Annotated in this window: 8 protein-coding genes; 6 read left to right on the top strand and 2 right to left on the bottom strand. The window is 58.2% G+C overall.

Translation table 11 applies throughout. The features are described from left to right. The first annotated feature begins 5 nt into the window (after positions 1-5). The 4 genes from FEM03_RS11110 to FEM03_RS11095 all read left to right on the top strand — a co-directional run bounded on the left by FEM03_RS11110 (position 6) and on the right by FEM03_RS11095 (position 7,372). Positions 6-1,307, top strand: a complete 1,302-nt coding sequence (locus tag FEM03_RS11110; RefSeq protein WP_138086324.1) for a DUF1552 domain-containing protein — start codon at positions 6-8, stop codon at positions 1,305-1,307. Positions 1,308-1,568: 261 nt separating this feature from the next. Further along, on the top strand, positions 1,569-5,744 hold the full coding sequence (locus FEM03_RS11105; RefSeq protein WP_138086323.1) for a PVC-type heme-binding CxxCH protein: 4,176 nt from the start codon (positions 1,569-1,571) through the stop codon (positions 5,742-5,744). Between the two features lie 153 nt (positions 5,745-5,897). Then, on the top strand, positions 5,898-6,545 hold the full coding sequence (locus tag FEM03_RS11100; RefSeq protein WP_138086322.1) for a hypothetical protein: 648 nt from the start codon (positions 5,898-5,900) through the stop codon (positions 6,543-6,545). A gap of 53 nt (positions 6,546-6,598) precedes the next feature. Next, positions 6,599-7,372, top strand: a complete 774-nt coding sequence (locus FEM03_RS11095) for a transporter substrate-binding domain-containing protein (RefSeq protein ID WP_138086321.1) — start codon at positions 6,599-6,601, stop codon at positions 7,370-7,372. Positions 7,373-7,493: 121 nt separating this feature from the next. On the opposite strand, the gene FEM03_RS11090 is transcribed toward FEM03_RS11095, so the two are convergent. Beyond that, on the bottom strand, positions 7,494-8,273 hold the full coding sequence (locus FEM03_RS11090) for a creatininase family protein (RefSeq protein WP_138086320.1): 780 nt from the start codon (positions 8,271-8,273) through the stop codon (positions 7,494-7,496). Between the two features lie 135 nt (positions 8,274-8,408). Here FEM03_RS11090 and FEM03_RS11085 point away from each other — a divergent pair, with 135 nt between their 5' ends. Together FEM03_RS11085 and FEM03_RS11080 are read left to right on the top strand one after the other, a co-directional pair. Next, positions 8,409-9,695, top strand: coding sequence for a polysaccharide pyruvyl transferase family protein (locus tag FEM03_RS11085; protein ID WP_138086319.1), 1,287 nt, complete (start codon positions 8,409-8,411; stop codon positions 9,693-9,695). A gap of 3 nt (positions 9,696-9,698) precedes the next feature. Further along, a complete protein-coding gene (locus FEM03_RS11080) occupies positions 9,699-10,577 on the top strand; it encodes a hypothetical protein (RefSeq protein WP_138086318.1) in 879 nt (292 codons plus the stop codon). 90 nt (positions 10,578-10,667) lie between these two features. Here FEM03_RS11080 and FEM03_RS11075 read toward each other — a convergent pair whose 3' ends face one another. Continuing rightward, complete coding sequence (locus tag FEM03_RS11075) at positions 10,668-13,370, bottom strand: beta strand repeat-containing protein (RefSeq protein WP_138086317.1); 2,703 nt, start codon at positions 13,368-13,370, stop codon at positions 10,668-10,670. Positions 13,371-13,433 lie beyond the last annotated feature (63 nt).

Raw genomic sequence — 13,433 nt, 5'->3', positions numbered from 1 at the left:
GAATCATGACCACACCCCTCTCCCGCCGCCACTTTCTGCGCTCCAACACCGCGCTCATTGCCCTGCCCGTCCTGCAATCCCTCGGCTTCCGCCGCTTCGCCTCCGCCGCCGCGACTGCGCCCGCCACCCCACCCAAACGACTCGTATTCCTCGGCTTTGGCTGGGGCATTACCACTGAAACCTGGTTTCCCGACATCAACCAGCCCGGCCCCGACTACACCCTGCCCGAAGGCCTCAAACCCCTCGCCCGTCACAAAGCCGACTTTTCCATCGTCCAGGGTCTCTGGAACAAACACACCCACGACGGCCACGCAGGCAGCACCTGGTGGCTCACCGGAGCGAACCGATTCGAACAACCCGGCCAAACCTTCCACAACAGCATCTCTGCCGACCAGGTCGCCGCCGCCCAACTCGGCCTGCAAACCCGCTTCGCCTCCCTCCAGCTCAACCACAGCGAAGAAAACGATCGCTCCGGCCACGGCCCCGGCCTCTCCATGGCCTGGGACATCAGCGGCAAACCCGTCGGCGGCCACAAAGGCCCCCTCGAAGCCTACCATCGACTGTTCTCCTCCGACAACACCCCCATCGAACAACAAAAAGCCATGCTCGCCCAAAAACGCAGCGTGCTCGACACCGTCCTCGAAAACGCCAACGACCTCAAACGTGGCCTCAGCAAAACTGACACCGCCAAACTTGACGAATATTTCCAGGGCATCCGCGATATCGAAACCCGACTCAGCAAAGACGAACAATGGATCGGCGTTCCCCCCGTCAAAGCCCCCATCCCCGAACCCCAACCCGGCCTCGCCGGACGCGAAGAAATCAAAATCATGTATGACCTCATGGTCGCCGCCATGCAAACCGACAGCACCCGCGTCCTCACCTACCGCCAGCCCGTTGGCAGCCTTCTCACCAGCCTCGACATCAAAGTCGCCCCCCATGACATGAGCCACTACCACTCCACCATGGGCGAAAAACACCAGGCCTCGCAACGTCGCGACCTCGTCCAAAGCGAACTCCTCGCCGGTTTCATCGACAAACTCAAATCCACCGCAGAAACCGACGGCACCCGTCTCTTCGATCACGTCGCCCTCGCTTACGGCAGCAACATACGCACCGAACACGACCTCGACAACTGCCCCACCCTCATCACCGGCGGCGGTGCCGGCCTCAAGCTCGGCCACAACATTGTTGTCTCCGAAGACACCCCTCTCTGCAACGCCTGGCTCACCATGCTCCACGGCCTCGGCGTCAAAGCCGAACGCCACGGCGACAGCTCCGGCACCATCAAAGAAATGGTCGCCTAAAGCGTCGACGGAATCCACTTCCGGACAAAACGCCCTCCCGCCAACGGCCCTCCCGGTCCGCTGCTTCATCCCGCCTTCGTTGCCCGCCGCGAAGAAAGGGAAAAACTCTGTCCCAATCCGCCGCACCCCCGCTATTCAAAAATTCCTTGTGCGTTTCCCCCATTCGCATTCAAAATGATCGCCCTTTCTCTTTCTCTCACGAACGCCTAATATTTCACCTCACGCCCACGTATTGCTTTGCCCGTCCTCACGAATTCACCCATGAAACACATCGTCCTCGCACTTGCACTCTTCGCCTCGACCGCGCTGGCTCCCGCCGCCGACTGGCTTCACCTGCCCGCCAAACAAGGCACCGCCAATGGCAAAAAGATCGTGCTGGTCGCCGGTGATGAGGAATACCGCTCCGAGGAAACCGCCCCCATGCTGGCCAAGATCCTCAGCCAGAAACACGGCTTCGACTGCACCGTCCTTTTCTCCATCAACCCTGACGGCGGTTACATCGACTCCAACTTCCAAACCAACACCCCCGGCACTGAGGCCCTCAACGACGCCGACCTCCTCATCATCGGCACCCGCTTCCGCCAGCTTCCCGAAGCCCAGCTCGCCCCCTTCGCCAAATTCCTCAACGACGGCAAACCCGTCATTGGCTTCCGCACCGCCACCCACGCCTTCAAAGGCGACGCCAAAACCGGCGACTTCAAATGGGCCGACTTCGGCTTTTCCATCCTCGGAGAACGTTGGGTGAACCATCACGGCGTTCACAAAAAAGAAGGCACCCGCAGCGTCATCGAAGCCGCCAACAAATCCCACGAGATCCTCAAAAGCGTCGGTGAAATCTTCGGAGCCACCGATGTCTACGGCATCAAAAACCTCGACGAAAAAGCCGCCACCATTCTCCTTCGCGGAGCCGTCACCGAATCGCTCAACCCCAAATCCAAAAACCTCGACGGACCCAAAAACAAACCCATGATGCCGCTCGCTTGGCTGCGCGAATACACCGCTCCCAACGGCACCACCAAAGGCAAAGCCTTCTGCACCACCCTCGGTTCCTCCGATGATTTCGCCGACGAAGACCTCCGCCGCCTGGTCATCAACGCCTCCCTTTACCTCACCGGCCAAAAAGTTCCCGACAAATCCGATGCCACCCCGGTCGACAAATTCGAACCTACCTTCTACGGCAACCTCAAAAACGAATTCTACAAAAATCTCAACCGTAAACCTGCCGACTACGCTCTCGGCAAAAGCCCTGCCACCGGCGGCGTCGAGCGTCCCAAATACCCCGACAACAGCGGCCCCGGCGCTCCTCACGCTCCGCAAGTTGAACCCACCGCTGCAACCTCCGTCCGCCCACAAGCCGTCGCCGCTCCATCGCAGGCTGAACGCATCGTGCTCATCGGCAACGGCCTCGCCGAACGCGACGTCTACTACCATCGCATCGAAACCGAACTCCACCTGCGCTTCCCCGACCAGCAACTCTTCCTTCGTAACATGGGCCGCGTTGGCGACACCCCCGGCTTCCGCCCCCATCCTTCCCGCCCCACCCAATGGGCATTTCCCGGCGCTGAAAAATTCCATCCGGAACTCAAAACCCACAACGGCAAAGGTTTCTTCCCCACGCCCGACCAGTGGCTCACCCATTTGAAAGCCGACACGATTGTCGCATTCTTCGGCTACAACGAATCCTTCGACGGCCCTTCCAAGGTCGCCAACTTCGAAGCCGAACTCGATGCCTGGGTTCAGCACTCGCTCACCAAAGCTTACAATGGCAAAGCCGCACCCCGCATTGTCCTCGTCTCTCCCATCGCGTTTGAAGACCAGTCCGCCCAGCGCGATCTTCCCAACGGCCAAAAAGAGAACGCCAACATCATCCTCTACTCTGCTACCATTGAAACCGTCGCCAAAAAACACGGCCTCACCTTCATCGACCTCTTCACCCCCACCAAAACCCTCTACGCCAATACCGAAGCCCCCCTCACCACTGATGGATTCGTCCCCAACGAACTCGGCTATGAAAAAATTGCCGAACTGCTTGCCACCGGCATTTACGGACACCAGTCCCGCACCTCCAAAGCCGACCCTGCCCTCGTTCGCGAAGCGGTGAAAGAAAAGGACTGGTTCTGGAACAACGACTATCACATCCTCAACGGCGTCCACACCCACGGCCAACGCTACAATCCGTTCGGCCCTCAAAACTATCCTGACGAAGTCAAAAAGACCCGTGAAATGGCCGCCCTGCGCGACACCCTCATTCACAACGTCGCTTCTTCCAAAAAATCCGATCTCAGCGTCGACGACAGCAAGACCCACCAACTTCCCGACGTCCCGACCAACTATCAGCCGAGCGCCAAGAACGGCACTCAGGAATACCTTTACGGTGAAGCCGCCGAAAAATCTCTAACGGTCCCCGAAGGTTACAAAGTCGAACTCTTCGCCAGCGAAAAAGAGTTCCCCAATCTCGCCAACCCCATGCAGCTCTCCTTCGACGCCAAAGGCCGTCTCTGGGTCGCCACCATGCCCACCTATCCTCACTACCGTCCTGGCGATGCGATGCCCGACGACAAAATCCTCATCTATGAAGACACCAACGGCGACGGAAAAGCCGACAAGGAAACTGTCTTCGCCGACAAACTCCACCTGCCCATCGGTTTCGAATTCGCCGCCGACGGCGTTTACGTCTCGCAGGAGCCCAACCTCGTCCTCATCCGCGACACCAACGGCGATGACAAAGCCGACTCCACCGAGATCGTTCTCGGCGGTTTCGACACCCACGACACCCACCACGCCATCAGTGCCTTCACCGCCGACCCCAGCGGTGGCATCATCATGTGCGAAGGCGTCTTCCTTCACTCCAACGTCGAAACCGCTTACGGCCCCATTCGCGCAGTCGATGGTGGTTTCTACCGTTACAGCCCCCAACGCAGCCAACTCGAGCGCACCGTGCAGATGGGCATCCCAAATCCATGGGGCGCCGTCTTCGATCAATGGGGCCAGGACTTCTTCCTGCACACCTCCGGCACCAGCATGAACTGGATGCTCCCCGTCTCCATCAAACCCACCTTCGGCAGCAAAACCCCCTCCACTCCCGACCTCATTCCCGAAGGCCAAAAAGTCCGCCCCACTTCCGGACTCGAAATCGTTTCCTCCCGCCACTTCCCCGACGAAGTCCAGGGCGACATCATCCTCGCCAACTCCATTGGCTTCCTCGGCATCAAACAACATCAAATCGAAGACAACGGCACCGGCTGGAAAACCACCTTCCGTCACGACCTCCTCAAAAGCACTGACGGCAACTTCCGCCCGGTCGATCTCGAGTTCGCCCCCGACGGCTCCCTCTACGTCATCGACTGGCACAACGTCCTCATCGGCCACATGCAACACAACGCCCGCGATCCCCTTCGCGACCACGTCCACGGCCGCATCTACCGCATCACCTACCCAAGCCGCCCGCTCGTCAAGCCCGCTCAAGTTGCCGGAGCCTCCATCGAGACCCTCCTCAACAACTTGAAGGAACCTGAACTCCGCGCCCGCTATCGCACCCGCAACGAACTGCGCGGCCGCCCCGCCGCCGAAGTGCTCCCTGCGCTCAAAACCTGGGTTGCCGCCCTCGACAAAAACGACGCCAAATACGAGCACCACTTGCTCGAAGCTCTCTGGACCACTTGGGGCCTCAACCAGGTCGACCCCGCCCTGCTCAATCAGGTCTTCGCCGCCAAAGATGCCCGCGCCCGCGCCGCCGCCGTCCGCGTCATCCGCTACAACTTCGACCGCATCCCCGACGCCGTTGCCCTGCTTGAAAAAGCCGCCAACGACGAAAATGGTCGCGTCCGACTCGAAGCCACCGTCGCTGCTTCGTGGCTCCCCGACATTGCTGCTGCGAAGAAAATCGTCGCCATCACCTCCAGCAAACCCCTCGACGAGTGGAGCACCAACGCCAATAAAACCGCCGAGACCCGCCTTTCAGGACTCGTTGAAAAAGAAGTCTCCGACCACGTCGAACTCGCCGCTCCCGCGCACCTTGATGCTGAAGCCAAAGCCCAGTTCCTTGCCGGTCAGAAGATCTACTTCCGCGAAGGCCACTGCGTCACCTGTCACCAACCCAACGGCAAAGGCCTTGATCCCGCCTTCCCCTCCATCGAAAAAAGCCCATGGGTCACCGAAGATGCCGACCGCCTCATCAAACTCACCATGTATGGCTTGATGGGCCCCCTCGAAGTCAACGGCAAGAAATACGACGGTCAGGTCCCCATGACGCCCTTCGCCGGCATGTTGAACGACCAGGACATCGCCGACGTCCTGACCTTTGTCCGCAACAGCTTTGGCAACAAAGCCGACCCGATCAAACCTTCCCAGGTCAAACCCATCCGCGACGCCAACCCCGGCCGCATGATGTTCTACACCACCGACCAACTCCTCAAAGAACATCCGTTCGCCAAGTAGTTCGGCACTCGTTATAAAAAATTTATCCGACCCCGGCAAGTCCATCGATTTGCCGGGGTCATTATTTTTTGGCGCGCAACCAAAACACACTGATCCCCGCCTGAAATTGCATCCCCATCGAATGAAAACCGATTCGCTCCGTCAAACCCCAGCATGCGACCTCTTTTTTGCATCCTGATCCTCCTGCTCGTCACACACAACGCAGCCGCCCAAGAAACCACCTGGCCAAAACTCGTCGTTCACAACGCCACCTATCACAACGCCCGACTCCTCAAAGTCGAACCCGACGGCATCCGCATCATGCACGACACCGGAGCCTCCAAAATCGAATTCGAAAACCTGCCGACCGACCTTCAGCAAACCTTCAATCTGCAACCGGATCAAGCTATCGAACACCGCACCGCCCTCGCCAAAACGAGAAAAGAAGAATTCGAAAACGCCGAACGCATCCGCAAAATCCTCCGCAAAAAAGAACTGGAAACCGTCCACTTCAGCCAGCTCAAATACCGATACATGGTCGTCCAGATCACCCATGTCTATCCCGACGGCTCACTCCTTTGCCATCGCTACCACGAAGGGGGCCCAGTAGGTGAAACCGCCCGTGTCGTCAATGCCCTGCGCAAACCCTGCCAAAGAGTTTACCACGTGCCCAGCTACGTCGAATGGGACAAGCCCCTTTATGTCACCGGCGTCAAAACCCACCACGCGGAGGGTGATATCCTTCGTGGTCGCGCCGCCAGGGCCGGAAGCAAAGAGATCGACGGTCGCACCCTCCCCTGGATCGTCAGTCAATCCAACTGACTGATCACCCACCGTATCATTTGCCAACGTCCGCCAAAGGCGCAAACTCCCCCATGCGCCTCATCCTTCTTTTTTGCCTGACGCTCCTGACCGGCTGCAATCCCGGCCCATCCAATGCCCTTCGCGTCGGCATGGAACTCAACTACCCCCCGTTTGAAACCCAGGACAGCTCCGGCAAACCCGATGGCGTCAGCGTCAAAATCGCCGAAGCCCTCGCCGCCGATCTCGGCCGCCCCCTCACCATCGTCCCCATGGAATTCGGCAGCCTCACCACCGCCCTCAAATCCGGCAACATCGACCTCATCATCTCCTCCCTCACCGCCACCGACGAACGCCGCCAGACCATCGACTTCTCCGAACCCTACGCCTTCACCGCTCTTGCCCTGCTGGTTGCCAAAGATTCCCCCATCCAGTCCATCGACGACCTCAAGTCCCCCGACCGCCGCCTCGCCGTCAAATCCTCCACCACCGGCGAATCCTGGGCCACCAAAAACCTTCCCAACACCAAGCGCACCGCCTTTTCCGAAGACGCCGCCTGCGTCCTCGAAGTCATTCAGGGCCGCGCCGACGCCTTCCTCTACGACCAATTGAGCATCTACCGTTACCAAAAGAAAAATCCCGACACCACCCGCGCCCTCCTCAAGCCTTTCACCGAGGAAACTTGGGCCATCGGCCTCGCCAAAGGCACCCCCGATCTCCTTCAGCAGATCAACGCCTTCCTCACCAAGTTCCGAGCCAGTGGCGGTTTCGAAAAACTCGCCGAGCAATACCTCTCCGAAGAAAAGGCCGCCATGCAAGCCGCCGGAATCCCTTTCATGCTGAGATAAAGGAGCCCGGACATTCGCTTCGCGGCTACGCAGCCTGTCCGCGTCATCTCCCTCAACGGCGAAGCCTCTTTTCCAACTAAAGCGGACACGAATGTCCGCCCTCCCGGTCCCCCACCTCACCTCACCGAATCGGCGTCTCCGCCAGCATGCGCTCCATGTCCTCCAGCAGCTCAATCACCGATCGCGTTCCCTGTTCCAAAAACGCCTCCCCCTTCTCCGCGGTCGCCCCCGTTGCATCGCCCCAAGTGCCACTCTCAGTGATCCGATAAACACTGCCCGGACTCGAATAAAAAAACGCCGTGTGCAAGGCCGCCGATTTCGTCTTCGACTCCGGAAATCGCGGATGCTCCACATTCAACTTCTCGGCGTCAACCCAATCGGGATTGATCGCCATTACCATCGAGGTCTCCCCCACCCCCGCATGCATGCCGAATGCCTGCATCTGCTCCGCCGTGTATCCATCCCAATGGTTGAACGGAAACGCCTTCGCATCCGCCGGCATGTCCGGTGCCGCCTGCGCACAGGCATAGGCCAGCGCATACGTGTTGTCGAAATGACCATTCAAAAACACGATCCTCTTGAACCCACTCTTCGCAAACGACACCGCCACATCACGAATCACCGCCATGAACGTTTCAATCCGCAAACTGAACTCGCCCACAAACCCCTGATGCGGATACGACAACGTATACGGCAACGCCGGAGCCACCACCACATCACCCCTCTCCAACGCCACCCTACGCGCAATCTCCTTCGGCAAAAACACATCCGTGCCCAGCGGAGAATGCGGGCCATGCTGCTCCGTCGCGCCCACCGGAATGAACACGGTGTGATGACGTTTCAGGAACTCCTCCAGTTCCGGATTGGTCATCTCATCAAGAAAAACAGTTTTTGGCTTCATACTTTTAAATCGAATTGATACAACCAAGTCTAACCAATCTTCTCACCACACTCGACATCCTTTTCACCCTATCCCATACCCGCTCACCCATTGGAAGAAATTCCATCTCCATCCCGTTCCCCTTTATTCCTCACCATGATTTCCGCAGCTTCCTCCCCTTCCTCTCGCCGCCACTTCATTAAAGCCACCGGACTCGCCCTCGGCGCCTCCTCGCTTCCGTCCCTCTCCCAGTCCCCCGCAATCAAAAAAACCGTCCTCCTCCACTCCGCCTGGGCTGTTAAAAACATTGGCGACATCGGCCATACCCCCGGCACCCTTCGCGTCCTCGAACAACATCTTCCCGACGTCCACATCATTCTTTGGGCCGCCCACGTCAACGAGCCTGTCGAAGCCATGCTGCGCACCCGATTCCCCAAAGTCGAGATCGTCCAAGGCAAGCTCACTGAAAACGACGGACCCGTCCAAAAAGCCATCGCCCGCGCCGACTTCTTCATGCGCAACTCCGGCATGGGCCAGGACACCACCTTCATGGTCCACTGCCGCAAGGTCGGCAAACCCTACGGCCTCTACGGCCAGTCGTATTTCACCGACATGGTCAGTGGCGAAGGCGCGGAAACCCGCATTGATCACCTCAATAACGCCTCCTTCATCTACACCCGCGAATCCAAAACTCTCGCCATCCTCAAAGCCGCCAACGTCAAAACGCCCGTCCTCGAATTCGGACCCGACGGTTGCTTCGGTATCGACGTGCGCGACGAAACACGCGGCCTTGCCCGCATGAAAAAGCACGGACTCGAAGACCGCAAATTCATCACCATCCAACTCCGCACCCACACCCCCACCAGCCCCGGTGTCGACGACAATCGTCCGCAAAAACTCAACCCTCTCAACCCCACTCCACAGATGATCGCGGACGACGAACGCCGCGCCAAGGTCTACCAGGACCTCATCACCATGTGGGTCAAAAAAACTGGCCTCAAAGTCCTCATCGCCCCCGAAGTTTACAAGGAAATGGAGCACAACAAACGCTTCATCTACGACAAACTTCCTCCCGAGATCCAGCAGCACGTCGTCAACCTCGACGAATTCTGGAACGCCGACGAAGCCGCCTCCGTTTTCGCCCGCGCCCACACCGTCGTCTGCCACGAACCGCATTCCCCCATCATCGCATTGGCAAACGGCACTCCCATCATCCACACCTATTCCGAATTTCACTCGCCCAAATGCTGGATGTTCCAGGACATCGGTCTCTCTGAATGGCTGCCCGAATTCGACAGCACCCCCGCCGAAAAAATGTTCGAGATCCTCATGAGCATCCACAACGACTACGAAGGCGCCCTTGCCAAGGTTGAAAAAGCCATGGCATTCGTGCACCAGAAGCAAGCCGAGGGCATGCAGACTCTCAAAAAGCTCATCTCATAACCCATGCGCTTCATTCTTGCGTCCCTCCTTGTTGCCACATCGATCTGGTCCGGCGAGATCACCGACCAGCCCCTCATCCTCACCAAAGGCGGAACGCCCGAAAACCCTGTCATCTTTGACGGCAAGGGACTCACCATCGATCTCGGCGTCGATATCACCAACCATACCTGGAAAAAAGAAGGCAACCTGTGGACCTCCACCGGTCCCATCGCCGCCTACCCGCTTGATCAGGACGGTCAATGCACCGGACTGTTCATCGAAGAAATCCCCATTACTCTCGCCTGGGACACTGCCGCCGAGCGGGCACGCAACGACAAAATCATCAAAACCCGACTCTACCATCCGCCCGCCACCGTCAAGCCCGGCCAGATGGGCGTCCTCCCCGACGGCTCCATCTACTTCCGCTGGCCCGCCTCCAAAACCCCCGGCCAACACACCATCCTCTGCCCGCCCAAACCCTGGACCAGCGGCATCACCATCGCCTGCTCCCACATCATCGTGCGCAACATCACCGCCAAACATGCCTCCAACGACGGCTTCAACATCCATAACAAGTGGGTCGGCATCCGACTCGAAAACGTCCGTGCCTTTTCCAATGGCGACGAAGGCATCAGCGCCCACGGCGAAGTGCAAATGGACGTCGCTGGAGCCGAAATCGCCTGGAACGGCTCCATAGAAGGCGGCGTCGCCGACGTTGATCGCTGCACCACCACCTACAAAAACTGCATCGTCCACGACAACCTCGGACCCGCCTTCAAGTTCACCGGCAAATCCCACAGCGTCACCGACACCATCATCTTCAATCAGGCCAAAGACTTCTCCATCGGCCCCAACACCCTTTTCACTGAGAAAAACATCTCAAGACAAGCCCCCAAAGAGTGACACAGGTTTGTAGCCTGTGCGTGAGACAGGCATGCTGCCTGTCAGTTTCATCATTCCGGCCATCCACCCCAGGCAGCCACCCTGCCCCCATCATTCACCCGTCCAAATCAAACCACCCACCCACCGCCACCGCCGCCGCCGCCACCACCAGCCCAGCATCCCACCAGCCAACAACAAAACCCGTGTGGGCTCCGGCACATTGGCAATACTAACGGTGAGCGCCCCGCTGCCACTAAAATTGGTGACCTGCCAAATCTGACCCGAATATCCCGCCAGCAACGTCAAATCCGGGAGATTGAGGTTGTCCAGCGCATCCCCCGCCCCATCACGATCCCCACCCACATCAAACCCATTCAACCCCAGGCTGCCACCCCAATCGACAATGTCCCATGAGTCACCCACCGTCAGCGTATAAGTGGGATCAAAAACCACATCAAAACGACTGTTCGCATTCAAGGTAAGATTGCTCGCGATGCTAAGTTTGTCCCCGACCCCGTTGCTCAACAAAGTAAACTCACCCACCGTCGCCAACGAACTTGGACTGAACGTCACACTCGTGGCAAACATCAACGTTCCCACCCCCGCCCCCCCATTGTCTCCCGCGCGGATCATGCCATTGGTGACACTCACATTGCCACGCACATTACCCGTCCCGGACAATACCGAACTCACATTCGTCAAATTCACCGCGCCCGTGCCACTTTGCCCAACCCCCAACCTGCCAATCTGTAAGTTGCCTCCATTGATATTGGTGGCGCTCGTGTAAACATTCGCCCCACTAAACACCCATGTGCCGCTTCCCGTCTTGTTAACGCTAAGCGTTCCAGAGATCGCTCCCACCACCTCGCCCGTCCCCGACCCAATCACGTTAAAAGTATGCGCAACGAGATCTGTCGAAGCCGCATTGACATCTCCGGTAATCCGCAAAGTTCCCGCCGCAGCATCCAACGTCAAAGTCGCTCCAATCGCCGCCTGCACATTGCCATTCCAAGTGTTGGCACCGCTTAGGTTTTCAATATAAGGCGTGATAAGTTCCTCGCCCGTCACCGTGATGTTGTTCTCCAACTGAAGGCGCGTATTCGCTGCCAAAATGGTTCCCGCCGCCGTGCCGCCCAACGCCTTGTCACTGCGAATTCGAAGATTCCCACCCGTCACCGAAGTTAGCCCCGTGTAAGTGCTGTCAATCCCACCCAATACCAGCGTGCCTCCTCCCGATTTGCTAACTCCAGTGGCAGTGGCGCCATCGGAAATACTGCCGCCTAAAGTCAGTGACAGCACACCCGTCACATTCACATCACGAACGGTGCCGGCAGCTGATCCCAAAGAAATTGCCCCAACACCAAGATCCAATGCCGACGATGGAGAAGCGATGAAATTCCCATTCCAAACAATGGCGTTGTTGTTGGCGTTCACGATTGCCCCACCACTGCTGTTGCCTACCGTGCCGCCGTTAATGGTAAACGTGCTGGCTGTCGCTCCCAAGGCCGTCGCGCTGTTGATATTGAGCTGGCCTGCATTCAAGGTCAGTCCGCCCGTAAACGTGTTGGCCCCACTAAGTGCCTGAGTTCCCGCCCCGTTCTTCACCACTGACAGAGCGCCGCCACCCACGCCATCCTCAATCACCCCACCAAAAGGCGACGCCCCCAAGGTGGGCGTATCAATCGTCAGAGTCGCCGCTGCGGCATTCGAATTTCTCACACTGATGGTGCCCGTCCCACCCGATGAAACCAAACCAGCCACACTCACCGAAAATCCATTAAGCACCAAACCTTTGTTGTTGGCGCTGGAGGCAAAAGTCACCACATTCGGAGCCGCTGAATTCAACGCTCCCAGGTTGTTGATCCTCACTTCATTGATATCAATCGTCAGCCCGCCAGTAAAGGTGTTGTTACCGCCCAGCACCACCGTATTGGTGCCAGCGCCTTGACGTCCCAACGTCAGACTAAACGGCCCCACCGACTGACCAATGTTCGAGTTGATCGTGGAAAGAGTCGACCCCGTATTGCTCGTGATGCTCGCATTGCCTGCCAAGGTGATGCTGCCGGTCAGGATCGTGCCATTGGCATCCATACGGATTGCGCCCCTGCCGCCAGCTCCAACGCCACTCAAAACAAACGGCACTGCCCAAGCCCCCCTCGCCCCAAGCACCAGCGTCGCATCCGCCCCCCCGTCCACCGCCGTTAAAGTCCCCGAAGGCAGAGAACTCTGTCCGTTCACCTGCACAAAAAGTCCGCCAGTGGCTGCTCCTGTATTCCGAAGCGACAAGGTGCCCGTCAAACTATTCGTTCCCGAAATCGTCATCAAAGCCAGAGCCGATCCGCCGGTTTTCTGGATCGTTAAATTCTCCCCCGAAATCGCCGACCCAAAAGTGATCCGTTGATTGGCACCAAGGCCCGACGCACCATCCAAAACCGAAATCGTCGATCCGGAAGCCAATGCCACAGTGCCTGCTCCACCAAAAATATAGGCCGGGGAGGTCGCCACCAAAGGACGGAACACCATCCCATTCGTGTTAACCGTCCCTGAAACCGTCACCGTCTGGCTGACCAACGTTCCGCCCGCACCGAAAACTGCCGTATCATTGGCCGCATTGTTCCAATTCTGATTCTGCAACGGCACCGTTTCATTGAACCAGTTCCCAGCACCATTCGTCCACGTCCCATTGCCATCCTGAGCCCCGTCGGTTCCCGAGTTGACATCCCAAACCATCGTGGCCGCGTTCACATCAGCCCCGCAATAACTCAATCCAGCCACCGCTGCCAGCATCGACAAAGACCTGAAATAAAAACGCATTTTCACAGATGACAAAACAAGATTGGCCGTAAATGCTTGAGCAAAAGTCCAGCACACCGAACC

It is taken from the genome of Phragmitibacter flavus, from assembly GCF_005780165.1.
Classification (GTDB): Bacteria; Verrucomicrobiota; Verrucomicrobiia; order Verrucomicrobiales; family Verrucomicrobiaceae; genus Phragmitibacter; species Phragmitibacter flavus.
Note: the sequence above shows the minus strand (reverse complement) of the source record. Positions and strands in the feature narration are given on the sequence as shown.

Bases quoted from the DNA above. Each gene is read 5' to 3' on its own strand.
- FEM03_RS11085 (WP_138086319.1), top strand. From the start codon at position 8,409: ATGATTTCCGCAGCTTCCTCCCCTTCCTCTCGCCGCCACTTCATTAAA.
- FEM03_RS11100 (WP_138086322.1), top strand. From the start codon at position 5,898: ATGCGACCTCTTTTTTGCATCCTGATCCTCCTGCTCGTCACACACAAC.
- FEM03_RS11105 (WP_138086323.1), top strand. From the start codon at position 1,569: ATGAAACACATCGTCCTCGCACTTGCACTCTTCGCCTCGACCGCGCTG.
- FEM03_RS11095 (WP_138086321.1), top strand. From the start codon at position 6,599: ATGCGCCTCATCCTTCTTTTTTGCCTGACGCTCCTGACCGGCTGCAAT.
- FEM03_RS11110 (WP_138086324.1), top strand. From the start codon at position 6: ATGACCACACCCCTCTCCCGCCGCCACTTTCTGCGCTCCAACACCGCG.
- FEM03_RS11075 (WP_138086317.1), bottom strand. From the start codon at position 13,370: ATGCGTTTTTATTTCAGGTCTTTGTCGATGCTGGCAGCGGTGGCTGGA.
- FEM03_RS11090 (WP_138086320.1), bottom strand. From the start codon at position 8,273: ATGAAGCCAAAAACTGTTTTTCTTGATGAGATGACCAATCCGGAACTG.
- FEM03_RS11080 (WP_138086318.1), top strand. From the start codon at position 9,699: ATGCGCTTCATTCTTGCGTCCCTCCTTGTTGCCACATCGATCTGGTCC.